The following is a 24,022-nucleotide window of genomic DNA, read 5'->3' on the forward strand; positions in this document are numbered from 1 at the left end:
TACGGGCGGGAGGCGGGCCCGGCCGGGTGCCCGCCCCCGTACGGGCCCGGCACGGTCCCCGTACGAGCCCCGAAGGCGGCCGGTCTCAGGCCGCCCGGGGCCGCTCCCGCCCCTCCGGTCGCTCGGGCCCCTCCGGCCGGTCCGGCTCGTCCGGCACCTTCAGCTCCGTGTCCTGCTCGTGTTCCTCCCCCTCCGTGGCCGTCCAGGAGGCGCAGTACACCAGCAGCTTGGCGGTGAAGTTGATCCACAGCAGGAGTGCGATCGGGGTGCCGAAGGCGCCGTACATGCTGCGCGAGGCGACGCCCTGGAGGTAGCCGCTGAGCAGCAGCTTCAGCAGTTCGAAGCCGACGGCGCCGAGCAGGCCGGCGATCACGACGGCGCGGCGCGGCGGGTGGACGCCGGGGAGCCTGGTCAGTATGTAGGCGAGCAGCAGGAAGTCCGCGAGGACGGCGATGACGAACCCGGCGGCCGAGAGCAGGATGCTGCCGATGCCGTTCTCCGGCAGGCCGATCGCCTCGGCCACCTTGCCGACCGCGGCGCTGGCGAAGGTCGAGCAGGCGAGGGAGAGCACGGCGACGCCGCCCACGCCGAGCAGCAGCACGCCGTCGCGGAGCTTGCCGACGAAGAAGTTGGCCTTCTCGTTGTCCTTCTCCCATACGGCGCGCAGGCAGTCGCGCAGCGACTCGACCCAGCCGATGCCGGTGAGCAGCAGCGCGGCAGCGGCGACCAGGCCGATGGTGGTGGCGTTGTCGACGAGGGCGGCGATGTCGAGCTGTCCCGAGATGCCGGGGAGCTGCTCGGCGATCTTGTCTTCCAGGGTGTGCAGCCGGGCGTCGCTGAGCAGGGCCGCGCCGATCGCGGCGGCGACGGTGAGCAGCGGGAAGAGCGCGACGAAGCTGGTGAAGGTGATCGCGGCGGCGAGCCGGGTCCAGTGCACCCGGAGCATCCGCTCGTAGGCGTGCCACAGGTGCGTGGTCATCAGCCAGCTGACGGCCGGTCCGATCACCGGCAGTTTGCTCAACCAGTCCATGGCGTTCCCCTCGTGCGGTCCCAGGCGTCCGGTGCCCTGGTGACCTTGTGCCCGCCGGTGTGTGCAGGATGTCAGGCGGCCGGCCGGGCCGATCGGAAGGACGCGCCCTGACCTCCGGGTATCCGGGCAGCGGGGCGCCCGTACGGGAGCGGGGGGGGGCGCCGCGGCAGACAGTACGGGCGACGAGCCGGCCGCTCCACGGGCAGCCGGCACCGCTCAGCCGTTCAGCCGCTCAGCAGGACGGGGCAGGCGGCCGGGAGAGGTCCACGGCCTGGCGCGGGACGGCGGCGGTCTGCGGTCCGAAGGGGTACTCCCGCTCAAGGCGCCACACCGCGTCCGGGCCCTGCTCGTAGAGCGCGAAGCCGCTTATCGTCCAGGTCGCGCAGAAGTCCCTGAGGCCGGCCTGGGCGCGGTCCATGGACTCCTCGTCGGTGCCGTGGGCGACCGTCACATGCGGGTGGTAGGGGAACTGCAGCTCCCGTGCGCAGGGGCCGGACGCCGTGCGGATCCGGGCCTGGAGGGCGGTGCAGCCCGTCACGCCCTCGGTGACCTTGACGTAGACGACCGGGGAGAGCGGCCGGAAGGTCCCGGTGCCTTCGAGGCGCAGCGGGAAGGGGCGGCAGCCGGCCGCGACCTCGGAGAGGTGGCGTTCGATGCCGGGCAGCGCCTCGGTGCGGACCTCGGTCGGCGGGAGGAGGGTGATGTGGGTGGGGATGCCGGGTGCGGCCAGGTCCCCGAAGCCCTCGCGCTGCCTCTGGAGGAAGCTGCCGTACGGCTCCGGGACCGCGATCGAAACGCCCAGCGTTACGGTCCCCACGGCGTTCTCCCTCCTGACGTATGGGCGGCGCGCTCGCGCACCTTCTTAGTGTGCCGGGTGCGCGCCCCTCGCGGGGAGCGTCCTCGGCCGTCTTGTGAGCGGACGCAGGAGCCGCCGCGGGTGGGGGCCCCTGGTCCGGTGGCGTCCACGCGGCCCGGAGCGGCCCGCCTCAGGGGTGCTCCGGGCCGTGCGCCGACGGTCGGCTCAGTGCTTGGCCGGCAGCAATCCGAGCCGGTCATAGGTGGTGGCGAGGGTCTCGGCGGCGACCCCGCGGGCCTTCTCCGCGCCCTTGGCCAAAATCGCGTCCAGGGTCTCGGGGTCGTCGAGGTATTCCTGGGTGCGGTTGCGGAACGGTGTGACGAAATCGACCATCACCTCGGCGAGATCCGTCTTCAGCGCGCCGTACATCTTGCCCTCGTAGGACCGCTCCAGGTCCGGTACGGAGGTGCCGGTGAGCGTGGAGAGGATCGACAGGAGGTTGCTGACGCCCGGCTTCGCCTCGCGGTCGAAGCGGATGACGGTGTCGGTGTCCGTCACCGCGCTCTTGACCTTCTTCGCGGTGACCTTGGGGTCGTCGAGCAGGTCGACGATGCCCTTGGGCGAGGAGGCGGACTTGCTCATCTTGATCGACGGGTCCTGAAGATCGAAGATCTTCGCCGTCTCCTTGACGATGTACGGGTTGGGGATGGTGAAGGTGTCGCCGAAGCGGCCGTTGAAGCGGTCCGCGAGGTCGCGGGTCAGCTCCAGGTGCTGGCGCTGGTCCTCGCCGACCGGGACCTGGTCGGCCTGGTAGAGGAGGATGTCGGCGACCATCAGCACGGGGTAGGTGAACAGGCCGACCGTCGTGCCCTCCGCGCCCTGCTTGGCGGACTTGTCCTTGAACTGGGTCATCCGCGACGCCTCGCCGAAGCCGGTGACGCAGTTCATGACCCAGGCGAGCTGGGCGTGCTCGGGCACATGGCTCTGGACGAAGAGCGTGCAGCGCTCCGGGTCGAGGCCCGCCGCCAGCAGCTGGGCGGCCGCGATCCGGGTGTTGCGGCGCAGCTCCGCCGGGTCCTGCGGGACGGTGATCGCGTGCAGGTCGACCACCATGTAGAAGGCGTCGTGCGACTCCTGCATGGCCACCCACTGGCGCACCGCGCCGAGGTAGTTGCCGAGGTGGAAGGAGCCGGCGGTGGGCTGGATGCCGGAGAGCACGCGCGGACGATGCTGCATGGCGGAGCCATTCCCCTGGGGCTGGTGATGGGCGACGGACGGGCGATCAAGAGCCATGGCACCGATTGTCTCAGGTCGGCAAGGGGGCCGGGGCGCATGGTGGCGCAAGCCCGCGGCAGGGGCGCGCGGACGGGGTGGGCGCGGCCTCGCGGCGGCGCGGCGGCGGCCTGTTCGAGGCGGGCGGGAGCTGGGATCGTGGGCCGTGCGTCGTGGTCCGCACCGTGCGGGCCGGTGCACCGCCCCGGATCTCCGCCCCGATCTGTGAGGACCGCCGATGACCGACGACCGCCGCCCCGCTCCCCCGTCCGGTGGCGCCGCCTGCCCCGCACGACCGGGTGGGGCGCCGCACCGGCTCGCCCCCGGAGGCGCCGGCCGGGCCGCGGCCGACGCGCGGCTGCGGGCCGCCGGGGCGGTGGTCCCGGTGCTGCTGCCCGGGGACGTGCCCGCGGTCGCCGTCACCCGTCACGAGGTGCTGCGCGAGGTGCTGGCCCACCCCGAAGTCGCCAAGAACGCCTGCCACTTCACGGCCCTGCACGACGGCACCGTGCCGCCCGGCTGGCCGCTGGCCACGTTCGCCACCGTCGAGGGCATGACCACGGCCGACGGGGACGATCACCGGCGGCTGCGCGGCCTGGTGACCCAGGCGTTCACCGCGCGGCGGGTGGCGGCGCTGCGGCCCCGGGTGGCGGAGCTGACGGCCGGGCTGCTGGACGGGCTGCCCGCGGCCGCCGCGGCCGACGGCACGGTGGAGCTGCGCCGGCACTTCGCCTATCCGCTGCCGATGGCCGTGATCTGCGAACTCCTGGGGGTGGAGGCCGCGTTGCGCGACCGGCTGCACGAGCTGTCGAACCTGATCGTCGGCACGGCGGAGGGCGCGCAGGCCGCCCACCGCGAGATCATCGCCGTCCTCACGCAGGTCGCCGAGGCCCGGCGGGCGGACCCGGGCGACGACCTGACCAGCGCGCTGCTCGCCGCCCAGGAGGAGGACGGCGACCGGCTGAGCGCCGGGGAGCTGGCCGGCACCCTGCTGCTGATGATCATCGCCGGGCACGAGACCACGCTCAATCTGATCACCAACGCGGTCCGGGCGCTGTGCACCGACCGCGGGCAGCTGGAGCTGGTCCGCGGCGGGCGGGCGACCTGGGACGACGTGGTCGAGGAGACCCTGCGCCACGACAGCCCCGTCGCCCACTTCCCGTTCCGCTACCCGGTACGGGACCTGGAGATCGGCGGCACCCTCGTCCCCCGCGGCACCCCGATGCTGGCCTCCTACTCCGCGGCCGGCCGGGATCCGGAGGCGTACGGGCCCGGCGCGGACCGGTTCGACGTGACCCGGCGGTCCGCCGCCCGGCACCTCTCCTTCGGCCACGGGCCGCACTACTGCCTGGGCGCGCCGCTGGCCCGGCTGGAGGCCACCGTCGCCCTGGAGGCGCTCTTCGCCCGCTATCCGGCGCTGGACCTCGCCGTCCCGGACGCGGAGCTGCCGCCGCACCGGAGCTTCATCGGCAACAGCACCCACGTCCTGCCGGTGCGGCTGGGCGGCTGAGCGGGGGGACGGGGCCGGGGGCGGGGCCAGGGTCGGGGCCGGGAGCCACGGCTCCGCCCTCCCCGGCCCCACCGCCGTCAGGTGACCGGCAGCCCCGGCGCCGGGTAGCCGGCCATCAGGTCCGCGACCTCGCCGCGGATCACGGTCAGCGCCTCCTCGTCCCCCTTGGCCGCGGCCCGGACGCTGCGGTCGATCCACTCGGCGACCAGCGGCATCCGGTCCGTCCCCAGCCCGCGGGAGGTGAGGGACGGGGTGCCGATGCGGATGCCGGAGGGGTCGAAGGGCTTACGGGGGTCGAAGGGGACGGTGTTGTAGTTGACGACGATGCCGGCCCGGTCCAGGGCCTTCGCCGCGGCCTTGCCCGGCACGCCCTGCGCGGTGAGGTCGATCAGCACCAGGTGGTTGTCGGTGCCGCCGGAGACCAGGTCGTAGCCGCGGACCAGCAGCGCCTCGGCGAGCGCCTCGGCGTTGGCGACGACGGCGTGCGCGTAGTCGCGGAAGGACGGGGCGGCCGCCTCGCGCAGGGCGACCGCGATGGCGGCGGTGGTGTGGTTGTGCGGACCGCCCTGCAGGCCGGGGAAGACGGCCTTGTCGACGGCCTTGGCGTGGCTCGCCCGGGACATCAGCATGGCGCCGCGCGGGCCGCGCAGGGTCTTGTGGGTGGTGGTGGAGATGACGTCCGCGTGCGGGACGGGCGAGGGGTGGGCGCCGCCCGCGATCAGGCCCGCGATATGGGCGATGTCGGCGACGAGGACGGCGTCGACCTCCCGGGCGATCTCGCCGAACGCGGCGAAGTCGATGGTGCGCGGGACGGCGGTGCCGCCACAGAAGATGATCTTCGGGCGCTCCTTGCGGGCGAGGTCGCGCACCTCGTCGAAGTCGATCAGCGCGGTGTCGGGGCGGACGCCGTACTGGACGCCGCGGAACCACGTACCGGTCGCCGAGACGCCCCAGCCGTGCGTGAGGTGGCCGCCCATCGGCAGCGCCATCCCCAGCACGGTGTCGCCGGGCTCGGCGAAGGCGAGGTAGGCGGCGAGGTTGGCGGGCGAGCCGGAGTACGGCTGGACGTTGGCGTGCTCCACGCCGAAGACGGCCTTGGCCCGCTCGACGGCCAGGGTCTCGACGCGGTCGATGTTCTGCTGGCCTTCGTAGTAGCGGCGGCCCGCGTACCCCTCGCTGTACTTGTTCTGCAGGACGGTGCCGGTGGCTTCCAGGACGGCGGCGGAGACGTAGTTCTCGCTGGGGATCAGTCGCAGCGTGTCGGCCTGGAGCTGCTCCTCGGCGCCGACCAGCGCGGCGAGTTCGGGGTCGGCGGCGCTCAGCGCGGGATGCGGAAGGGGCCGGGACGTGCGGGACTGGGACATGCTGTCCTCCGGGGCGGTCGATCGGTGGTCCGGTCGTGGTCCCGGGGTGCCCAGGCGGGGCGGCACCTCGTGATGGTGGCCGCACACCGCTTCCTCGAGGTTGCTTCCTCGTACGCCAGTCGCGGTGCGCACCGCTGAGTCTAGGACACCCTCCGGCGCCTTCCGGCGGATCTTCGCAGGCCGGTGGCGCGGGGCGGGGCGCGACAATGGAAGGGGACGCGGCACCGCCCGCGCCCCACGCTCTACCGAACGGAGTCACCGGTGACGTCCACGGAACGCGGCATCGCCGCCGCCGAGGCCCACAGCGCGCACAACTACCACCCGCTGCCCGTCGTCGTGGCCACCGCCGAGGGCGCCTGGATGACGGACGTGGAGGGCCGGCGCTACCTGGACATGCTCGCCGGGTACTCCGCGCTCAACTTCGGGCACGGCAACCGCCGCCTGCTCGACGCGGCCAGGGCGCAGCTGGAACGGGTCACCCTCACCTCCCGCGCCTTCCACCACGACCGGTTCGCCGACTTCTGCACCCGGCTCGCCGAGCTGTGCGGGATGGAGCTGGTGCTCCCGATGAACACCGGCGCCGAGGCGGTCGAGACGGCGGTGAAGACGGCCCGCAAGTGGGGCTACGAGATCAAGGGCGTCCCCGACGGCCGGGCGAAGATCATCGTCGCGGACAACAACTTCCACGGCCGGACGACCACCATCGTCTCGTTCTCCACCGACCCCGAGGCGCGCGCCGGCTTCGGCCCGTACACCCCCGGCTTCGAGAGCGTCCCGTACGGCGACCTGGCCGCGATGGAGGCCGCCCTCGACGACACCACGGTCGCGGTGCTGCTGGAGCCGATCCAGGGCGAGGCGGGGGTGCTGGTGCCGCCGCCGGGCTACCTGGCGGGCGTACGCGAGCTGACCCGCGGCCGGAACGTGCTCTTCATCGCCGACGAGATCCAGTCGGGCCTGGGCCGCACCGGCCGGACCTTCGCCTGCGAGCACGAGGGCGTGGTCCCCGACATGTACGTGCTGGGCAAGGCGCTGGGCGGCGGTGTGGTGCCGGTGTCGGCGGTGGTCTCCTCCCGCGAGGTGCTCGGCGTCTTCGCACCGGGCGAGCACGGCTCGACCTTCGGCGGGAACCCGCTCGCCTGCGCGGTGGCGCTGGAGGTGCTGGCGATGCTGCGGACCGGCGAGCTCCAGCAGCGGGCCACGGAGCTCGGCGAGCATCTGCACGGCGAGCTGGGGCTGCTGGTGGGCGGCGGCGCGGTGGACGCGGTGCGCGGCCGCGGCCTGTGGGCCGGGGTGGACATCAACCCGTCACGCGGCACCGGCCGGGACGTCTCCGAGCGGCTGATGGAGCGCGGCGTGCTGGTCAAGGACACCCACGGCGCCACGATCCGGCTCGCACCACCGCTGGTGATCAGCAAGGAGGACCTGGACTGGGGGCTGGACCAACTGCGCGGCGTGCTGGAGGGATGAGGCGGAGACCGGGAGGGATGAGGCGAGGCCGGACGCGGGCTTCCCTCGTGCGCCGCCCCCCCGCGAACGGCTGCCCTGTGAGCGACTCCGATGTGCCTGCGGATGCCGTGAGTTCGGCCAGTGACCGGTGAGGTCGGTGAGGTCGTACGGGGGTTCCGGACGCCGCCGCCGTCTACCGTCGCTCACCGGCCGGTGGTGTCAGGCACCCTCCCGCTCCTTCGTCTCGCCGCTGGCTGCCGCCCGGCTGCGACGACGGCCGAGCAGAGTGCTTCCCACCACCACCAGGCCGATGGCGATGACCTTGGCCGCCCCGTAGTAGCCGGACGCCGGCTCGTCGGGGGTACCGGGCAGCCGGAAAAACACCCATGCCGCCACGAGCCCCCCGAAGACGATCAGCCCGACGGCCCCCCACGTCCCGAGATCCCCCCACCAGGGCCCCGGGCCGTAACCCCGCTCGTCGCTCTGCTCAACGTCCTTGTCGGCCATGGTTCGTTCTCCCCGGCAGGTGGTCGCGATCGCGGGGAAAGACGCGGGCCCGGCACGGAAGGTTCACCGGGGCGTGCGGTCCTCGATCGTGACGCCGCCTGCCGCATGGCGACTCGTCCGCTCCACGCACCGCGCTCCTGCTCCGGCCGGGTGCCGGAACAGGAGCGCTTCTGCCCTTACCGGCGTGGGCTACTTGCCGTTCCCGCCCTGCGGCGACGGTTCACGCGGAGCCTCCGGGGGCATCGGGCCGCCATCGTGTTTGCCGCCGTCCTCCTCCATGTCCGCCGGGTGGCGGAAGGGCACACCGCGCCAGCCTTCGGGGTCGGGCGTGCGCGTCTCGTAGGTCTCGACGCTCACCACGCTCATTCAGGCTCCGACCGCGGCCGGTGAGATGTGGGCGGCCCACAGGCCGGTCTGTTCTTCCGTCATCGTGTGTCCGTGGCCGCAGAGCATTCGCTGATGTCCGATAGCCGTCCGTCCAGCGGCAGTTCAACGGGCGGTCGCTGTACCGAATGGGGCTTGTCATCACGTCTCCGCGGGGTGAACGACTTGTCTTCCCGACGGTAGGGAGAGCTCCATCAGGAAGGCGAACCGGCGCCCTCCCGTGTACCGGACACATTGGCGCTCCATTCGTGCTGCGACGGCCTCGTCGGTGTCGCCGGGAGTGTCCCTGACGGATGCCACCGTGTGGAGAATGGCGTGTGTGTAGTGAATCTTCCCATCAAGCGGGTGGAACCCGGCGAGCAGGAACCTCGAAGACGAGTTCACGACCGTCCTCCTCATCCCACTGCTCTCCGACTTCAACGAAGCCGAAGCCCGAGATCGTGGCCAGGGATGCCACGTTGTCGGGGCTGATCGTCGCCCGCACAGTCGTGACTGCGGCTTCAGCCGCTGCCCGGTGGAGCAATTCGATCAGTGTGGATCGGGCGTATCCCTGGCGACGGAAGTCGGGAGCGACGGAGTAGCCGATCTCGACCATGCCGACCTCATCAGGCGGTCCGTGGAACCCGGCATGTCCGACGACGAGACCGTTGTCGCCGACGACCGCTTGTCGCACCATCCACCGCGCCTGGCCGGGATCGGCGGCCATCTGGTTGAGCCGGAACCGCCATAGCCACCGTGCTCTGTCGGTCATGAAGTACCTGGTCAGCGAAACCCCAGCCACCCTGCTGGCTTCGGACAGGTCACCATCGAGCAAAGCGGACATCGCCCCGCCGGACAGCTCGACAAAACGTACGCACCTCGGGCTCCGCGTGAACGGTCCCCCGTAATCGGCTTCATCTGTCACCTACGGATGCTCGCTGACTGACCCAAAGGGCGTCCAACGATTTCGGAGCAGCCCAACAGCTACCCCGCGACGTCATCCACCACCACGCCCCCACCCCGGTGAACCTTCGCGGTCACAGCACTAGCCGCGGATCACATGCGGCAGGAACCGCGCGTACTCGTCGGTGACCGGGCCCGCCGATTCGCGGATGCCGAGGCCGGCCGCCTCGTTTTCGACGACCCAGGCGCCGAGGACGACGCGGTTGCCGTCGAAGTCCGGGAGCGGGGCCAGTTCCTGGTAGCAGCAGGGGTCCTTGGGGGCGCGCGGTGCCGGTTCGGCGCCGGGCTGGTGCAGGGTGACGCCGGCGCCCTCGCGGCCGAGGAGTGGCTTGGCGGCGTAGCCGCGGGTGTGGGCCAGTTCGCGCGGGCCGTCGAGGTAGGCGGGCAGCAGGTTGGGGTGGCCGGGGTAGAGCTCCCACAGGATGGCCAGCAGTGCCTTGTTGGAGAGCAGCATCTTCCAGGCGGGCTCGATCCACAGGGTGGTGCCGGTGCCCCCGCCGTTGTCGAGGGTGTCCAGGACGTGCGGGCCGAAGTCGTCGGTGGCCAGCCACTCCCACGGGTAGAGCTTGAAGCAGGCCCGGATGAAGCGCAGCCGCTGGTCGACGAAGCGGCCGGACAGCCGGTCCCAGCCGATCTCCTCCACCGGAATGGCGGCCGTCTCCAGGCCCGCCTGCCGCGCCGTCTCCTCCAGGTAGGCGACGGTCATCAGGTCCTCGCCGAGTTCGTCGTCCGCGGAGTGCGCGAAGTGCAGCGGGGCGCCCGGCGGCAGCAGCGGGGCCTGCCGCTTCCAGGCCGCCACCAGCCGCTCGTGCAGCGAGTTCCACTGGTCGGCGCCGGGGAAGCGCTCCTCCATCCAGAACCACTGCGGTCCTGCCGCCTCGACCAGCGAGGTCGGGGTGTCGGCGTTGTACTCCAGCATCTTGGCCGGGCCGCTGCCGTCGTAGTGGAGGTCGAACCGCCCGTAGAGGGAGGGGAGTTCGTCCCGGCGGCGCCAGGACTCGGCGACCAGGCGGGCCAGGCGCGGGTCCTCGATGCCGAGGTCGGCCAGGCGGTCGTGCTCGACGAGGTGCGCGGCCGCGGCCAGGCACATGCCGTGCAGCTCCTCGACGACGTCCTCCAGGGCCTCGACCTCGGGGAGGGTGAAGGAGTAGTAGGCGCTCTCGTCCCAGTAGGGGCGCAGCGAGTCGTCCGGGTAGCGGGTCAGCGGGTAGATCAGGCCCTGTGCCTCGACGGTCTGCTGCCAGCCGGGGCGGGGCTCGATGAGGTGGCGTTCCATGCCGTTCCGGTCCGCTCAGCCGCCGTAGGAGCCGTGCCGGCCGCCGCCCGAGCCGGAGCAGCCGAAGCCGCCGCGGTTGACAGCCGTGGTCTTGCTGAAGGTGCCCTGGTCGGCGTACTTGCCGCCGGCGTTGTCCGGGTCGTAGTACCACTGGCCGTCGACGGGCTTCTTGCCGAGCCCGCCGCCGCGGCCGGACGTGCCGCTGCCGCCGGTGCCGGTGCTGCCGGAGGACGAGCTGCCGCCCGCCGAGCAGTTCGTGGAGTCGACGATGCGGTAGCCCTTGAGGGCGTCGTAGCTGTTGCGGTCCACGCAGCGCTTGTCGGGCTCGGAGCCGCAGGACGTCAGCGCGGCGGCCAGGGCGCCCATGCCGCCGAGTATGACCGTGCTGGACCGCAGCCGCCGGCGTGCTTTCTCTGCCATGTCGTGCCTTCCCCCGTGAACATCTGTTGGAGCGGGGCCAGCGTAGACGGCACCTGTGGGGCCGCCGCAAGGCGGGAGGCCCGGTCCGGCGGGGGACGCGCCGCGGGCCTGCCGGCCGGCCTGCCGGCGGGGCGCGTGCAGGCGCCGGGCCGCCCTCGGGGAGGACGGCCCGGCGGTGTGGGTGCGGGGTGGGGGACGGCGGATCAGGGGCCCGCGAGGACCGTCTGGGTGTCGGTGTCGGTGGAGCCGGTGAAGTTGGTGTCACCTCCGTAGACCGCCGTGATGGTGTAGACGCCGGTGGTCAGCGGGGTGCTGACCGCGGCGACACCGGAGCCGTCGAGCGTGCCGGTGAGGCTGATGGTGGTCACGCCGTCGGTGACGGTGAAGGCGACCGTCCCGGTCGGGATGCCGCTGCCCGGCGCCACCGCCGAGACGAACGCGAGGATCGCGACGTTGTCGCCGGAGTTGGACGGGTCGGGGAACGAGGTGGCCGTGATGGTCGTGGCCGCCTGGCTGACGGTCTGGGTGTCCGTGCCGCTGGAGCCGCTGAAGTTGGCGTCGCCGCTGTAGGTCGCGGTGACGTTGTGGACTCCGGCGTCGAGTGTGCTGGTGGTGACGGTCGCGACGCCGCCGGAGACGGTGCCGGTCAGCGTGCCGCCCCCGCCGCCGTCGATGACGAAGACGACCGAGCCGGTCACCGTCCCGGCGCCCGGGGGGACCGGGGTGACCGTGGCGGTGAAGGTCACCGTCTGCCCGAAGACCGACGGGTCGGGCGCGGACGTGACGGTGGTGGTGGTCGACGCCGCCGTCACCGTCTGGGTGTCGGTGCCGCTGGAGGCCGCGAAGTTGACGTCGCCGCTGTAGGTCGCGGTGACGGGGAAGGTGCCCGCGTTCAGCGCGCTGGTGGTGACGCTGGCCGTCCCTCCGGAAAGGGTGCCGGTCAGCGTCGGGCCGCCGCTGATGGCGAAGGTGACCGTGCCCGTCGGGGTGCCCGTCCCCGGCGCGACCGGCGCCACGGTGGCCGTGAAGGTCACCGACTCGCCGACCACGGACGGGTCCGGGGCCGAGGTCACCGTGGTGGTGGTCGACGCCTGCCCGACCGTGTGGGTGTCCGTGCCGACGGAGCCCGTGAAGTTGGCGTCGCCGCTGTAGGTCGCGGTGACCGCGTACGCGCCCGCGGTCACCAGGCCGGTGGTGCTGACGCTGGTGGTGCCGCCGCTGAGCGTCCCGGTCAGCGTCACCGTCGTCACGCCGTCGGTGACCAGGAACACCACCGTGCCGGTCGGGGTGCCCGCCCCCGGCGCGACCGGCGCCACGGTGGCCGTGAAGGTCACCGACTCGCCGACCACGGACGGGTCCGGGGCCGAGGTGACGGTGGTGGTGGTCGCCGCCGCCGTCACCGTCTGACTGTCCGTACCCACCGAGCCGTTGAAGTTGGTGTCGCCGCTGTAGGTCGCCGTGACGGAGTACGTCCCGGCGGTCGCCAGGCCACTGGTGCTGACGCTGGTCGTACCGCCGCTGAGCGTCCCCGTCAGCGTCACCGTCGTCACGCCGTCGGTGACCACGAACGCCACTGTGCCGGTCGGGGTGCCCGCCCCCGGCGCGACCGGCGCGACCGTGGCCGTGAAGGTCACCGACTCGCCGACCACGGACGGGTCCGGCGACGAGGTCACCGTGGTCGTCGTCGACGCCTGGCCGACCGTCTGGGTGTCCGTGCCGCTGGAGGTGGCGAAGTTGGCGTCGCCGCTGTACGTCGCGGTGACGGTGTACGCGCCGGCGGTCACCAGGCCGCTGGTGCTGACGCTGGTGGTGCCGCCGCTCAGCGTCCCCGTCAGCGTCACCGTCGTGACCCCGTCGGTGGCCACGAACACCACCGTGCCGGTGGGCGTGCCCGCTCCCGGCGCGACCGGCGCCACGGTGGCCGTGAAGGTCACCGACTCGCCGACCACGGACGGGTCCGGCGACGAGGTCACCGTGGTGGTCGTCGCCGCCTGCCCGACCGTGTGGGTGTCCGTGCCGACGGAACCCGTGAAGTTGGCGTCGCCGCTGTAGGTGGCCGTGACGGTGTACGCGCCCGCGGTCACCAGGCCGTTGGTGGTCACGCTGGTGGTGCCGCCGCTGAGCGTCCCGGTCAGCGTCACCGTCGTCACGCCGTCGGTGGCCACGAACGTCACCGTGCCGGTCGGCGTCCCCGCGCCCGGCGCCACCGGAGCGACCGTCGCCGTGAACGTCACCGTTTCCCCGACCACGGACGGGTCCGGGGCCGACGAGACCGTGGTCGTGGTCGACGCCTGGCCGACCGTCTGGGTGTCCGTACCGACCGAGCCGGTGAAGCTGCCGTCGCCGCTGTACGTCGCCGTGACGGTGTAAGCGCCCGCGGTCACCAGGCCGTTGGTGGTCACGCTGGTGGTGCCACCGCTGAGCGTCCCGGTCAGCGTCACCGTCGTCACGCCATCGGTGGCCACGAAGGTGACCGTGCCGGTCGGCGTCCCCGCGCCCGGCGCCACCGGCGCGACCGTCGCCGTGAACGTCACCGTTTCCCCGACCACGGACGGGTCCGGGGCCGACGAGACCGTGGTGGTCGTGGCCGCCTGGTTGACGGTCTGGGTGTCGGTGCCGCTGGAGCCGTTGAAGTTGCCGTCACCGCCGTAGGTCGCTGTGACCGTGTGCGTCCCGACGCTCAGGGCGCTCGTCGTGACGGTCGCGACGCCGCCGGAGAGGGTGCCGGTCAGGGTCGGGCCGCCGGTGATCACGAAGGTGACGGTGCCGGTCGGCGTCCCCGCGCCCGGCGCCACCGGAGCGACCGTCGCGGTGAACGTCACCGGCTGTCCGACCACCGACGGGTCCGGCGACGACGTCACCGTGGTCGTCGTCGACGCCTGGTTGACCGTCTGGGTGTCCGTACCCACCGATCCCGTGAAGCCGGCGTCGCCGCTGTAGGTCGCCGTGACCGTGTACGTCCCGGCGGTCACCAGGCCGTTGGTGGTCACGCTGGTGGTGCCGCCGCTGAGCGTCCCGGTCAGCGTCACCGTCGTCACGCCGTCCGTCGCCACGAACGTCACCGTGCCGGTCGGCGTGCCCGCACCCGGCGCGACCGGCGCCACGGTGGCCGTGAAGGTCACCGGCTGCCCGGTCACCGACGGGTCCGGCGACGACGTCACCGTGGTCGTGGTCGCGGCCTGCCCGACCGTCTGCGTGTCCGTACCCACCGATCCCGTGAAGTTGGCGTCGCCGCTGTAGGTCGCCGTGACCGTGTGCGAGCCGACGCTCAGGGCGCTCGTCGTGACGGTCGCGACGCCGCCGGACAGGGTGCCGGTCAGGGTCGGGCCGCCGCTGATGACGAAGGTGACCGTGCCGGTCGGGGTCCCCGCGCCCGGCGCCACCGGGGCCACCGTCGCCGTCAACGTCACCGGCTGCCCGGTCACCGACGGATCGGGCGACGACGTCACCGTGGTCGTCGTCGCGGCCTGGTTGACCGTCTGGGTGTCCGTACCCACCGATCCGGCGAAGTTGGCGTCGCCGCTGTAGGTCGCCGTGACCGTGTGGAGGCCGGCGCCCAGCGCGCTGGTGGTGACGGTCGCGACGCCGCCGGACAGGGTGCCGGTCAGGGTCGGGCCGCCGCTGATCACGAAGGTGACCGTGCCGGTCGGGGTCCCCGCGCCCGGCGCCACCGGGGCCACCGTCGCCGTGAACGTCACCGGCTGCCCGGTCACCGACGGGTCCGGCGACGACGTCACCGTGGTCGTGGTCGCTGCCTGGCCGACCGTCTGGGTGTCGGTGTCGCTGGAGCCGGTGTAGTTCGCGTCCCCGCTGTAGGTCGCGGTGACGGTGTAAACCCCCGCCGTGACCAGCCCGTTGGTGCTGACCGTGGCGACGCCGGCGCCGTCGAGGGTGCCGCTGAGGGTCACGGTCGTGACCCCGTTGGTGATGACGAAGCCGACGGTTCCGGTCGGCACCCCGCCGCCGGGGAACACCGGCCCGACGAAGGCGGTGAAGTTGACCGTCTGTCCCGTCACGGAGGGGTCGGGGAAGGACGTGACCGTGGTGGTCGTGGCCGCCTGGTTGACGGTCTGGGTGTCGGTGCCGCTGGAGCCGTTGAAGTTGGCGTCACCGCCGTACGTCGCCGTGACCGTGTGCGTACCGGCCGACAGCGCACTGGTGCTCACGCTCGCCGTGCCCCCGGACAGGGTCCCGGTCAGCGTCGGGCCACCACTGATCACGAAGGTGACCGTGCCGGTCGGCGTCCCCGCACCCGGCGAGACCGGGGCCACGGTGGCCGTGAAGGTCACCGACTGCCCGACCACCGACGGATCGGGCGACGACGTCACCGTGGTGGTCGTGGACGCCTTGTTGACCGTCTGGGTGTCGGTGCCGCTGGAGCCCGTGAAGTTGGCGTCACCGCCGTACGTCGCCGTGACCGTGTGCGTACCGGCCGACAGCGCACTGGTGCTCACGCTCGCCGTGCCCCCGGACAGGGTCCCGGTCAGCGTCGGACCGCCACTGATCACGAAGGTGACGGTGCCCGTCGGCGTCCCCGCACCCGGCGGCACCGGGGCCACCGTCGCCGTGAACGTCACCGGCTGGCCGACCACCGACGGATCGGGCGACGACGTCACCGTGGTCGTCGTCGCCGCCTGCCCGACCGTATGGGTGTCCGTGCCGCTGGAGCCGTTGAAATTGCCGTCGCCGCTGTAGGTCGCGGTGACGGTGTGCGTACCGGGCGAGAGCGCGCTGGTGGTGACGCTCGCCGTGCCGCCCGAGAGAGTGCCGGTCAGGGTCGGGCCGCCGCTGATCACGAAGGTGACGGTGCCGGTCGGGGTCCCCGCGCCCGGCGCGACCGGGGCGACCGTCGCCGTGAACGTCACCGGCTGGCCGACCGCCGACGGGTCGGGCGCCGAGGTCACCGAGGTGGTCGTGGACGCCTTGTTGACGGTCTGGGTGTCCGTGCCGCTCGACCCGGCGAAGGTGCCGCTGCCGCTGTAGGTCGCCGTGACCGTATGGGAGCCCACGCTGAGACTGCTGGTGGTGACGCTCGCCGTGCCGCCCGAGAGGGTGGCCGTCAGCGTGGGGCCGCCGGAGATCACGAAGGTCACCGTGCCGGTCGGGGTGCCCGAGCCGGGCGGTACGGGGGCGACCGTCGCCGTGAAGGTCACCGCCTGCCCGAAGACCGACGGGTCCGGGGACGAGGTGACCGTGGTGGTCGTCGGCAGCAGGGTCGCCTGCACGGTCTGGGTGTCGGTGCCGGAGGACGGATTGAATTGGGCATTGCCGTTGTAGGTCGCGGTGATGGTGTGGTTGCCGACGCTGAGACTGCTGGTGGTGACGGTCGCCGTGCCGCCGGAGAGCGGGGCCGTCAGGGTGCCGCCCCCGCCGCCGCTGATGACGAAGGTGACCGTGCCGGTCGGGGTCCCAGCCCCCGGTGCGACCGGGGCCACCGTCGCCGTGATGGACACCGGCTGGCCGAAGGTCGACGGGTCCGGCGAGGAGGTGACGGTCGTGGTCGTCGACGCCTTGTTCACGGTCACGGAGGCCAGGCCGCTCGATGGCGAGAACAGGGCGCTGCCGTTGTAATTCGCGGTGATGGTGTGGAAGCCGACACTGATGTTGCTGACGGTGACGGTCGCGGTGCCGCCCACGAGCGTGCCCGTCACGGTGGGCCCGCCGGTGATGACAAAGGTGACGGTGCCGGTGGGGGTTCCCACACCCAGCGGGATGACCGTGGCGGTCAGGGTGACCGGCTGGCCGAAGACTGCCGGATTGGGTGAGGCCGACGCCAAGGTGAAGGTGGGTGCCATGAAATGGCCCTCCGAAAGGTATGAGGGTGGCGGGCCGTTCAGCTCCCCGTCGTGCGTGACGCTCTGCGGGAAGTGGGCATCACCTGGGGAGCGAGCACGACAGCAACAGCCGACGCCCATGCGCCGCTGTCTGCCGCGGTCCTCCGCCAGGTGGGCAACCCGCCGGTCGATAGCATCAGTAGGCGCGCAGATCAGGCCACCACGCCAGAGCCGGTTCGCGCATTTGCCCTGAATGGCGCAGCGCGCGGCGGCTCGCGCGACATCACGCGGCGCACCCTGCGGGGCGCGGCCGTGCGGGACGTCGGCACGGGTGGCGGACGCCCGGCACGCGCCATCCCCGCGAGCCGCTGCCGCGCCACGGTCAACATCTCCGCACAACGGCGCAGTTGGGGAGCGGGAGGCGCACCATGGGATCTCGGGGACGGCGTCGCAGGGAGCGCCGTAGGGCAGAACCGCAGGCCGGGGTGCCCGTCAGCCCGCCGCACGGAGGAGGCAGACCATGACCGAGCGCACCCACGTACCGGGACAGCTCCCCGGCGATCTGACGCTGCGGCATCCGGCGCCCGCGGACCACGCGCGGCTCCAGGTGGCTCTGGTCGGGTGGTGGGACGGGCTGGGCGGTGAGGCGGGCGCGCTGCAGCGCCGGTTGCTCGTACCGCGCCTGTTCCTGCAGCACTTCGCCGACACCAGCCTCCTCGTCGAGCGCCCGGACCGGACCCTGCACGCCTTTCTGATCGGCTTCCTCTCCCAGTCGGACCCCGCGACCGCGTACATCCACTTCGTGGGCGTCTGCCCCGAGGGCCGGGGGGACGGCGTCGGCAGCGCCCTCTACGAGCGCTTCTTCGCCGTGGCCCGCGCCGCCGGCCGCAGCCAGGTCCGCTGCATCACCAGTCCCGACAACCGCAACTCCGTCGCGTACCACCGGCGCATGGGCTTCCGGCTGGAGCCGGGGGACCGTACCGACGCCGAGGGCGTGCCGGTGCACGAGGACTACGACGGGCCGGGGCTCGACCGGGTGTCGTTCGTACGGGAGTTGTGAGCCGGGGCACCGCAGGTGGGCACGGTAGGCGCCGGTAGATGCGTGGGCACCGGTGGGCACATAGGCATGGGTAGGCACCGGTCCGCTCGCCCGCCGGTGCGCGCCGCCCGCTCCCCCGCCCGCACGCCCCCGCTACTCCCCCGGCGGCAGCGCCCCGAGCAAGGCGTCCAGGGCGCCGGCGAAGGAGTGGTCGGGCGGCGTGCCGTACGCCACCACCAGGGCGTCGCGGGTGGCCGGTGGGGCGGTCGGGTCGTGGAAGCGGTGCAGGCCCTCGAGGGCGAGGCCGTGCCGGCGGGCGGTGTGCAGGACGGACTGCTCGGTGCCGGGCGGGAGTTCCAGTACGGCGTGCAGGCCGGCGGCGATACCGGAGGCCCGGACCTGGGGCGCGCGGTCGGCCAGGGCGGCCACCAGCTGATCGCGGCGGCGCCGGTAGCGCAGCCGCATCCCGCGCAGATGGCGGTCGTAGGCGCCCGTGGACAGGAACTCGGCGAGCGTGAGCTGGTCCAGCGCGCCGGACTGCCATTCGCCGGTGCTCTTGAGGGCGAGCACCGGATCGACGAGACGGTCCGGCAGCACCATCCAGGCCAGCCGCAGCGCGGGGGCGAGGCTCTTGCTGGCGGTGCCCAGGTAGACGACGTGTTCGGGGTCCAGGCCCTGGAGGGCGCCGACCGGCTGGCGGTCGTAGCGGAACTCGCCGTCGTAGTCGTCCTCCAGGATGAAACCGCCGGTGGCGCGCGCCCAACCGACCGCGGCGGCCCGGCGGTCGGGGTGCAGCGGTACGCCGGTGGGGAACTGGTGGGCGGGGGTCAGGAGGGCCGCGCGGACCTCGTCGAGGGCGGTCAGCTCCTCGGTGCGCGCGCCGCGTTCGTCGACGGGGAGCGGGACGGTGCGCAGGCCGGCGCGGGTGATCACGGCCCGGTGGAAGTCGAGGCCGTACGACTCGACGGCCAGCCGGCCGGGGCCCAGGGCGCGGCTGAGCAGGGCCAGCCCCTGCATGAAGCCGGCGCAGACGACGATGCGCTCGGGGTCGGCGCGGACGCCGCGGGCGCGGGCGAGGTAGTCGGCGAGGACGGTGCGGAGTTCGGGGCGGCCGCGGGAGGTGCCGTAGCCGAAGGCTTCGCTGGGGGCGGCGGTCAGGGCGCGGCGGGCGGCGGCCAGCCAGGCCGTGCGGGGGAAGGCGGAGACGTCGGGGGTGCCCGGGGTGAGGTCGAAGCGCGGCCGGTCGGCGCGGTCGGCCGGGGCGGGGGCGCGCCGGGCGGCGGGCGTGGCACGCGGCGTCGCGCTCCCCCGGGCACCGTCGGGGAGGTGCACCCAGGCGACGCGGGTGCCGGAGCCCTGGCGGGCGCTGAGCCAGCCCTCGGCGACGAGTTCGGCGTAGGCGTCGGCGACGGTGTTACGGGCCAGGCCGAGGTCCGCGGCGAGCGAGCGGGAGGACGGCAGGCGGGTGCCGGGGGCCAGCCGCCCGGACCGTACGGCCTCCCGCAGCGCCCGCAGCAGCGCGGCGCGCAGCCCGCCGGGACCGGTGAGGTCCAGATGCAGATCACGGCCGAAAGTGGCCCACGAATCCTCCATGGAAATGGACCATACCGCTGCGCCATTTCCGTCGTAGCGTCGAAGGCATGACGACACGGACATCACAGAAGACGCAGGTCACACCGACAACGCAGGCGACGGCGTCCGGGACGGCTGCGGCTGCGGCTCCGGGAGCGGCGCACCGGCACGGCCCCCGCCTGCCCTGGTCGAAGCTCGCTCCGGAGGTCTACCAGGCCATGCTGGCGCTGGACGCGGCGGCGACGCAGGGCCTCGACCCGACGCTGGTCGAGCTGGTGAAGATCCGGGCGTCGCAGCTCAACCACTGCGCGTTCTGCATCGACAAGCACATCAAGGACGCCCGGAAGGCCGGCGAGACCGAGCAGCGGATCTACCTCCTCGACGCCTGGGAGGAGGCCACCGGCTTCTACTCCCCCGAGGAGCAGGCCGCCCTCGCCCTCACCGAGGCCGTCACCCTGCTCACCGAGGGCTTCGTGCCCGACGCCGTCTACGACCGCGCCGCCGCCCGCTTCGGCCCGGCGGAACTGGCCCGGCTGCTCGCGCTGATCACCACCATCAACGCCTGGAACCGCTTCGGCGTGTCCACCCGGATGACCCCGGGCCGGGCATGACCGCCACGGACCGCGCCCCGGCCGCCGCCGCGCTGCGCGCCCTGCACCACGGGCCCCGCCTGCCCCTGGTCCTGCCCGGCCCGTGGGACGCGGCCAGCGCCCGGGTCTTCGCGGACGCCGGCTTCCCGGCGCTCGCCACACCCAGCGCGGGCATCGCGGCCTCCCTCGGCTACGAGGACGGGCGGACGCCGGACGACGAGATGTTCGCGGCGATCGCCCGCATCGTGCGGTCCGTGGACATCCCGGTCTCGGCCGATGTGGAGGCCGGATACGGGCTGCCCGCACGGGAGTTGGCGGGCCGTCTCGCGGACGCGGGGGCGGTGGGCTGCAACCTGGAGGACACCGACCCGGCCACCGGCGCCCTGCGGGACCCGCGGGAACAGGCGGACCTGCTGGCCGCGGTGCGGGCCGAGGCGGGCGAGGGGCTGGTGATCAACGCCCGGATCGACACGTATCTGCACGGCGACAAGGGCATCGAGGAGACGGTCCGGCGCGGCCGGCTGTACGCGGCGGCGGGCGCCGACTGCGTCTATCCGATCCTCGCCCCGCCGTCGCTGCTGGCCGATCTGGCCGCCCGGATCGGCCTCCCCGTCAATGCCGTGGTGACCCCGGACGGCCCCACGCCCCGCGAACTCGGCGCCCTCGGCGCGGCCCGGATCACCTTCGGCCCCGGCCTCCAGCATCGCGCGATGGCCGCGGTGACGGGGATGGCGGAACGCTTGCGGGAGGAGCTGGCGGCGGAGGGGTGAGGGCCGAGCGCCGGCGGCCGGCCCGCACGGGCGCCGGGGAGGAGGCTGGGCCCGGCGGCCGACCCCGCTCCCACTCCCCGGCCCCCTACCGCTCGTCGGTCCCCGGCACCTTCCCCGTGCTGAGCGCGACCCGGTTCCAGGTGTTGATGGTGAAGATCAGCGCCAGCAACTGGGCCAGCTCCGGCTCCTCGAAGTGCCGGGCGGCGCGCTCGTAGACCTCGTCCGGCACCCCGCCCCGGGCGACCAGCGTCACGGCCTCGGTCAGCGCCAGCGCCGCCCGCTCCTTCTCGGTGAAGAAGTGCGCCGCCTCCTGCCAGACCGCGACCATGTGCAGCCGCTCCTCGCTCTCGCCGGCCTTGCGGGCGTCGGAGGTGTGCATATGGAGGCAGTACGCGCACTTGTTGAGCTGCGAGGACCGGATCTGGACCAGTTCGACCAGGGCCGGGTCCAGGCCCTCGCGAGCCGCGGCGTCGAAGCCGATCAGCGCCTTGAACGCCTTCGGGGCGGACCGGGCGAAGTTGACCCGGGGGCTGCGGGGCGCCGCCCCGTCCGCCGCGGTCGTTTCCCTCGTCGTGTGCGTCGTGTTCCCCGTGCCGGCTGCGTCGGTCCGTGCGGTAGCTGTCTGCGTCATGTCTCAAATCTAGAAGCCCGTGCGACCGGCTGTAGGGTGCATTTCCATGCCGGAATCATGGGTCAATCTCGCCGAGAGCCTGGGCGCCGATCTGCATCTGGAGCTGACCGGCGCCGGCAGCCGCCGCGCGGTCCTCATCCGGGCGCTGCGGGACGCCGTACGGTCCGGACGGCTGGCCCCCGGCACCCGGCTGCCGCCCTACCGCTCGCTCGCCGCCGACCTCGGCCTGGCCCGTAACACCGTCGCCGACGCCTACGCCGAACTCGTCGCCGAGGGCTGGCTCAGCGCCCGCCAGGGCTCCGGCACCCGCGTCGCCCGCGTGCACCTCCCGGACGGCGCCCGGGAGCGCGCGGAGCCGCCGGCGCCCGCCCGCGCCCCGGCGAGCCACCCCGCGCACACCTTCCTCCAGGGACAGCCGGACGCCGCCTCCTTCCCCCGCACCGCCTGGCTGGCCGCCGCCCGCCGCGCGCTGACCGCCGCCCCCCACGACGCCTTCGGCCCCGGCGACCCGCGCGGCCGCCCCGAACTGCGCCGCGCCCTCGCCGACTACCTGGCCCGCACCCGGGGCGTCCGCACCGACCCCGAACGCATCGTCATCTGCTCCGGCGTCGCCCACGCCCTGCGCCTGCTGCTGCCGGCCGTCCTCCCCGGCCCCCTCGCCGTCGAGGCGTACGGCCTGCCCTTCCACCGGCAGCTCCTGACCACGGCCGGCATCCGCACCCACCCCCTCGACGTCGACGAACACGGCGCCGGCACCCCGCGGTTGACCGCCCTGGACGGCGTGGGCGCGGCCCTCCTCACCCCCGCCCACCAGTTCCCCACCGGCGTACCGCTGCACCCCGACCGCCGCACCGCCGCCGTCAACTGGGCGCGCGCCACCGGCGGCTTCCTCCTGGAGGACGACTACGACGGCGAGTTCCGCTACGACCGCAAACCGGTCGGCGCCCTCCAGGGACTGGACCCCGAACACGTCCTCTACCTGGGCTCGGTCAGCAAGAGCCTGTCGCCCGCGGTGCGCCTGGGATGGATGGTGCTCCCGGACCGCCTCGTCGACCCCGTACTGGCGGCCAAGGGGGAGCGCGAGGGCTGGGCGGGCGTCACCGACCAGCTCACCCTCGCGGAGTTCCTCACCCACGGCGCCTACGACCGGCACATCCGCCGGATGCGCCAGCGCTACCGCAGGCGCCGCGACCAACTGACCGACGCGGTGACCGGCCACGCCCCGCACCTGACCGTCACCGGCCTCTCCGCCGGCCTGCACGCCGTCCTCCAACTCCCCGACGAGGCAACGGAGTCGGACGAGGACCGCGCCCTCGACGCCGCCCGCCGCCAGGGCCTGGCCCTCGACGCCCTCTCCGGCTACCGCCACCCCGCCGCCACCGCACCGCCCCGCCACGGCCTGGTCGTCGGCTACGCCGCCCCCACCGACGGCGCCTTCCCGGCCGCCCTGGAGGCCCTGCGCCGCGCGCTGACCCGGGGAGCCGGGGGCTGACCTCTCCCGGCCTACTGGCCCGCGAACTTCCGGCTGATGTCGTGGAAGACGCGCTCCGCCTCGGGACCCAGGTGCGGGCCGGCGAGCCAGGTGTGGGTCTTGGAGCTGATCGAGGTGTTGGACACCAGCGTCAGCTTGCCGCCGTGGTTGACGAACCAGCCGCCGCCGGAGGTGCCGCCGGTCATGGTGCAGCCGATGCGGTTCATGGCGGGCGTGCCCTGCTGCATGACGAGGCGGCCGGGGCGGGCCGGGCAGTTCATCATGCGCGCGCCGTCGAACGGGGGCGCCGCCGGGTAGCCGAAGGCGTCCAGCGAGCCGATGCGGTCGGCGGAGGGGGTGTCGAACGCGACCCGGGCGGCGGCGCCCACGGTCTCCTGGAGCGATTTTCCGCTGCCGTTCTCCGGCTTCACGTGCAGCACCGCGAAGTCGTAGGCGGAGCCGCCGTTTCCGGTGTCCTCGCTGCCCATGTTGATCCACTCACCGGACGTGGTGATCCAGTCGGCCCAGAACCGGCCGTAGGGGGTGACCTGCTGGGAGGGGGTGGCGCCGACCTGGTTCATCGGCACGCCGTTGTCGTTGTAGGACGGCACGAAGACGATGTTGCGCATCCAGCCGCCCCGCTTGCCGGAGTGCACACAGTGCCCCGCGGTCCACACGAGATTGGACTTGCCCGGGTGCGCCGGGTCCTCGACGATCGTGCCGGAGCAGACCATCGGGCCCTTCGGACTGTCGAAGAAGATCTTCCCGACCGGCGCCATGTGCTGGTGGTACGGGCGGGCGACCTGCTCGGCGGTGACCGGCTGCGGCTCGGGGTCCGTGGCGTCGAACTCGCTTCCCGCGCCGGTGGCCTGCACCCCGATCTCCGGCGAGTTCTTCGCCTCGGCCAGCCGGTCCGCCTTCCAGTGGTCCTTGATGACGGGGTTGGCGAAGTCCGAAGCCCTGCGGGCCCACTTGTCCCAGTTCTGCCAGCCGCCGTCCTTCCACTTCTTCAGATCGTCCAGGCCGGTCGGCATGCCCTTGGGGATCTGCAGGCCCTGCTGGTCGGCGGCCCCCGAGGCGGCCGCCTTGTCGTCACTGGGACCGCAGGCGGTGACGGTACCGGCGAGCAGCGCGACCAGTGCCGCGGCCGTGGCGGTGGAGCGGCGGATGGATGGCATGGAGCGCGGTCCCCCTGATACGTGACGGCGCCGGGCGAGCGGCGATCCGT

General features: G+C 73.3%; 19 protein-coding genes and 1 riboswitch. Of the genes, 6 read left to right on the forward strand and 13 right to left on the reverse strand.

Annotation, left to right across the window (positions count from 1 at the left end; genetic code table 11):
* Nucleotides 1-85: 85 nt before the first annotated feature.
* The 3 genes from K7396_RS14130 to trpS all read right to left on the reverse strand — a co-directional run bounded on the left by K7396_RS14130 (nucleotide 86) and on the right by trpS (nucleotide 3,062).
* A complete protein-coding gene (locus K7396_RS14130) occupies nucleotides 86-1,030 on the reverse strand; it encodes a YihY/virulence factor BrkB family protein (protein WP_086721834.1) in 945 nt (314 codons plus the stop codon).
* 232 nt (nucleotides 1,031-1,262) lie between these two features.
* The gene (locus K7396_RS14135; RefSeq protein WP_086721833.1) at nucleotides 1,263-1,847 is read right to left on the reverse strand and encodes a 2'-5' RNA ligase family protein; all 585 of its coding nucleotides are present in this window, start codon (nucleotides 1,845-1,847) and stop codon (nucleotides 1,263-1,265) included.
* 204 nt (nucleotides 1,848-2,051) lie between these two features.
* Nucleotides 2,052-3,062 (reverse strand): tryptophan--tRNA ligase, encoded by a 1,011-nt coding sequence (trpS, locus tag K7396_RS14140; protein ID WP_086721832.1) that lies wholly within the window; start codon nucleotides 3,060-3,062, stop codon nucleotides 2,052-2,054.
* Nucleotides 3,063-3,336: 274 nt separating this feature from the next.
* Between trpS and K7396_RS14145 the strand changes: the two genes are divergently transcribed.
* Complete coding sequence (locus tag K7396_RS14145; RefSeq protein ID WP_152104686.1) at nucleotides 3,337-4,608, forward strand: cytochrome P450 family protein; 1,272 nt, start codon at nucleotides 3,337-3,339, stop codon at nucleotides 4,606-4,608.
* Between the two features lie 77 nt (nucleotides 4,609-4,685).
* On the opposite strand, the gene K7396_RS14150 is transcribed toward K7396_RS14145, so the two are convergent.
* Complete coding sequence (locus tag K7396_RS14150) at nucleotides 4,686-5,972, reverse strand: serine hydroxymethyltransferase (RefSeq protein WP_152104687.1); 1,287 nt, start codon at nucleotides 5,970-5,972, stop codon at nucleotides 4,686-4,688.
* 41 nt (nucleotides 5,973-6,013) lie between these two features.
* Nucleotides 6,014-6,105, reverse strand: a riboswitch (ZMP/ZTP riboswitch).
* 128 nt (nucleotides 6,106-6,233) lie between these two features.
* On the opposite strand from K7396_RS14150, the gene rocD reads away from it, so the two are divergent.
* Nucleotides 6,234-7,439, forward strand: a complete 1,206-nt coding sequence (gene rocD, locus K7396_RS14155) for an ornithine--oxo-acid transaminase (RefSeq protein ID WP_152104688.1) — start codon at nucleotides 6,234-6,236, stop codon at nucleotides 7,437-7,439.
* Nucleotides 7,440-7,637: 198 nt separating this feature from the next.
* Here rocD and K7396_RS14160 read toward each other — a convergent pair whose 3' ends face one another.
* From K7396_RS14160 to K7396_RS14185, 6 genes are all read right to left on the reverse strand, one after another.
* A complete protein-coding gene (locus K7396_RS14160; protein ID WP_152104689.1) occupies nucleotides 7,638-7,925 on the reverse strand; it encodes a hypothetical protein in 288 nt (95 codons plus the stop codon).
* 189 nt (nucleotides 7,926-8,114) lie between these two features.
* Nucleotides 8,115-8,291: a hypothetical protein gene (locus K7396_RS14165; RefSeq protein WP_167392820.1), complete on the reverse strand. Its 177-nt coding sequence runs from the start codon at nucleotides 8,289-8,291 to the stop codon at nucleotides 8,115-8,117.
* A gap of 355 nt (nucleotides 8,292-8,646) precedes the next feature.
* A complete protein-coding gene (locus K7396_RS14170) occupies nucleotides 8,647-9,132 on the reverse strand; it encodes a GNAT family N-acetyltransferase (protein WP_086720507.1) in 486 nt (161 codons plus the stop codon).
* A gap of 201 nt (nucleotides 9,133-9,333) precedes the next feature.
* Nucleotides 9,334-10,527, reverse strand: a complete 1,194-nt coding sequence (locus tag K7396_RS14175; protein ID WP_086720508.1) for a glutathionylspermidine synthase family protein — start codon at nucleotides 10,525-10,527, stop codon at nucleotides 9,334-9,336.
* 15 nt (nucleotides 10,528-10,542) lie between these two features.
* The gene (locus K7396_RS14180; RefSeq protein ID WP_086720509.1) at nucleotides 10,543-10,947 is read right to left on the reverse strand and encodes a hypothetical protein; all 405 of its coding nucleotides are present in this window, start codon (nucleotides 10,945-10,947) and stop codon (nucleotides 10,543-10,545) included.
* A 203-nt stretch (nucleotides 10,948-11,150) separates the two neighbouring features.
* The gene (locus K7396_RS14185) at nucleotides 11,151-16,742 is read right to left on the reverse strand and encodes an Ig-like domain-containing protein (protein ID WP_223659942.1); all 5,592 of its coding nucleotides are present in this window, start codon (nucleotides 16,740-16,742) and stop codon (nucleotides 11,151-11,153) included.
* A 499-nt stretch (nucleotides 16,743-17,241) separates the two neighbouring features.
* On the opposite strand from K7396_RS14185, the gene K7396_RS14190 reads away from it, so the two are divergent.
* Complete coding sequence (locus tag K7396_RS14190) at nucleotides 17,242-17,781, forward strand: GNAT family N-acetyltransferase (RefSeq protein ID WP_086720510.1); 540 nt, start codon at nucleotides 17,242-17,244, stop codon at nucleotides 17,779-17,781.
* A 132-nt stretch (nucleotides 17,782-17,913) separates the two neighbouring features.
* Here the strand turns inward: K7396_RS14190 and pdxR (K7396_RS14195) are convergent, their stop codons facing one another.
* Complete coding sequence (gene pdxR, locus K7396_RS14195) at nucleotides 17,914-19,353, reverse strand: MocR-like pyridoxine biosynthesis transcription factor PdxR (RefSeq protein WP_152104690.1); 1,440 nt, start codon at nucleotides 19,351-19,353, stop codon at nucleotides 17,914-17,916.
* Between the two features lie 47 nt (nucleotides 19,354-19,400).
* On the opposite strand from pdxR (K7396_RS14195), the gene K7396_RS14200 reads away from it, so the two are divergent.
* Together K7396_RS14200 and K7396_RS14205 are read left to right on the forward strand one after the other, a co-directional pair.
* Nucleotides 19,401-19,943 carry a carboxymuconolactone decarboxylase family protein gene (locus K7396_RS14200; RefSeq protein WP_086721838.1) on the forward strand — a complete coding sequence of 181 codons (543 nt, stop codon included), beginning with the start codon at nucleotides 19,401-19,403 and terminating at the stop codon, nucleotides 19,941-19,943.
* Nucleotides 19,940-20,692 carry an isocitrate lyase/PEP mutase family protein gene (locus K7396_RS14205; RefSeq protein WP_086721837.1) on the forward strand — a complete coding sequence of 251 codons (753 nt, stop codon included), beginning with the start codon at nucleotides 19,940-19,942 and terminating at the stop codon, nucleotides 20,690-20,692. The genes K7396_RS14200 and K7396_RS14205 overlap by 4 nt, the downstream gene beginning before the upstream one ends.
* An 85-nt stretch (nucleotides 20,693-20,777) precedes the next feature.
* Here K7396_RS14205 and K7396_RS14210 read toward each other — a convergent pair whose 3' ends face one another.
* Entirely contained in the window at nucleotides 20,778-21,323 is a 546-nt protein-coding gene (locus K7396_RS14210; RefSeq protein ID WP_223659943.1) for a carboxymuconolactone decarboxylase family protein, read from the reverse strand.
* A gap of 46 nt (nucleotides 21,324-21,369) precedes the next feature.
* Between K7396_RS14210 and pdxR (K7396_RS14215) the strand changes: the two genes are divergently transcribed.
* Nucleotides 21,370-22,815, forward strand: coding sequence for a MocR-like pyridoxine biosynthesis transcription factor PdxR (gene pdxR / locus K7396_RS14215; RefSeq protein WP_152104691.1), 1,446 nt, complete (start codon nucleotides 21,370-21,372; stop codon nucleotides 22,813-22,815).
* Nucleotides 22,816-22,826: 11 nt separating this feature from the next.
* On the opposite strand, the gene K7396_RS14220 is transcribed toward pdxR (K7396_RS14215), so the two are convergent.
* Nucleotides 22,827-23,972, reverse strand: a complete 1,146-nt coding sequence (locus tag K7396_RS14220; protein ID WP_086721381.1) for a trypsin-like serine peptidase — start codon at nucleotides 23,970-23,972, stop codon at nucleotides 22,827-22,829.
* Nucleotides 23,973-24,022 lie beyond the last annotated feature (50 nt).

The organism is Streptomyces angustmyceticus, from assembly GCF_019933235.1.
GTDB classification, from domain to species: Bacteria; Actinomycetota; Actinomycetes; order Streptomycetales; family Streptomycetaceae; genus Streptomyces; species Streptomyces angustmyceticus.

Bases quoted from the DNA above. Each gene is read 5' to 3' on its own strand.
- K7396_RS14130 (WP_086721834.1), bottom strand. From the start codon at position 1,030: ATGGACTGGTTGAGCAAACTGCCGGTGATCGGACCGGCCGTCAGCTGG.
- K7396_RS14145 (WP_152104686.1), top strand. From the start codon at position 3,337: ATGACCGACGACCGCCGCCCCGCTCCCCCGTCCGGTGGCGCCGCCTGC.
- pdxR (WP_152104690.1), bottom strand. From the start codon at position 19,353: ATGGAGGATTCGTGGGCCACTTTCGGCCGTGATCTGCATCTGGACCTC.
- K7396_RS14180 (WP_086720509.1), bottom strand. From the start codon at position 10,947: ATGGCAGAGAAAGCACGCCGGCGGCTGCGGTCCAGCACGGTCATACTC.
- K7396_RS14185 (WP_223659942.1), bottom strand. From the start codon at position 16,742: ATGGCACCCACCTTCACCTTGGCGTCGGCCTCACCCAATCCGGCAGTC.
- K7396_RS14190 (WP_086720510.1), top strand. From the start codon at position 17,242: ATGACCGAGCGCACCCACGTACCGGGACAGCTCCCCGGCGATCTGACG.
- K7396_RS14200 (WP_086721838.1), top strand. From the start codon at position 19,401: ATGACGACACGGACATCACAGAAGACGCAGGTCACACCGACAACGCAG.
- trpS (WP_086721832.1), bottom strand. From the start codon at position 3,062: ATGCAGCATCGTCCGCGCGTGCTCTCCGGCATCCAGCCCACCGCCGGC.
- K7396_RS14160 (WP_152104689.1), bottom strand. From the start codon at position 7,925: ATGGCCGACAAGGACGTTGAGCAGAGCGACGAGCGGGGTTACGGCCCG.
- K7396_RS14165 (WP_167392820.1), bottom strand. From the start codon at position 8,291: ATGAGCGTGGTGAGCGTCGAGACCTACGAGACGCGCACGCCCGACCCC.
- K7396_RS14205 (WP_086721837.1), top strand. From the start codon at position 19,940: ATGACCGCCACGGACCGCGCCCCGGCCGCCGCCGCGCTGCGCGCCCTG.
- pdxR (WP_152104691.1), top strand. From the start codon at position 21,370: ATGCCGGAATCATGGGTCAATCTCGCCGAGAGCCTGGGCGCCGATCTG.
- K7396_RS14170 (WP_086720507.1), bottom strand. From the start codon at position 9,132: ATGTCCGCTTTGCTCGATGGTGACCTGTCCGAAGCCAGCAGGGTGGCT.
- K7396_RS14150 (WP_152104687.1), bottom strand. From the start codon at position 5,972: ATGTCCCAGTCCCGCACGTCCCGGCCCCTTCCGCATCCCGCGCTGAGC.
- K7396_RS14220 (WP_086721381.1), bottom strand. From the start codon at position 23,972: ATGCCATCCATCCGCCGCTCCACCGCCACGGCCGCGGCACTGGTCGCG.
- K7396_RS14210 (WP_223659943.1), bottom strand. From the start codon at position 21,323: ATGACGCAGACAGCTACCGCACGGACCGACGCAGCCGGCACGGGGAAC.
- K7396_RS14175 (WP_086720508.1), bottom strand. From the start codon at position 10,527: ATGGAACGCCACCTCATCGAGCCCCGCCCCGGCTGGCAGCAGACCGTC.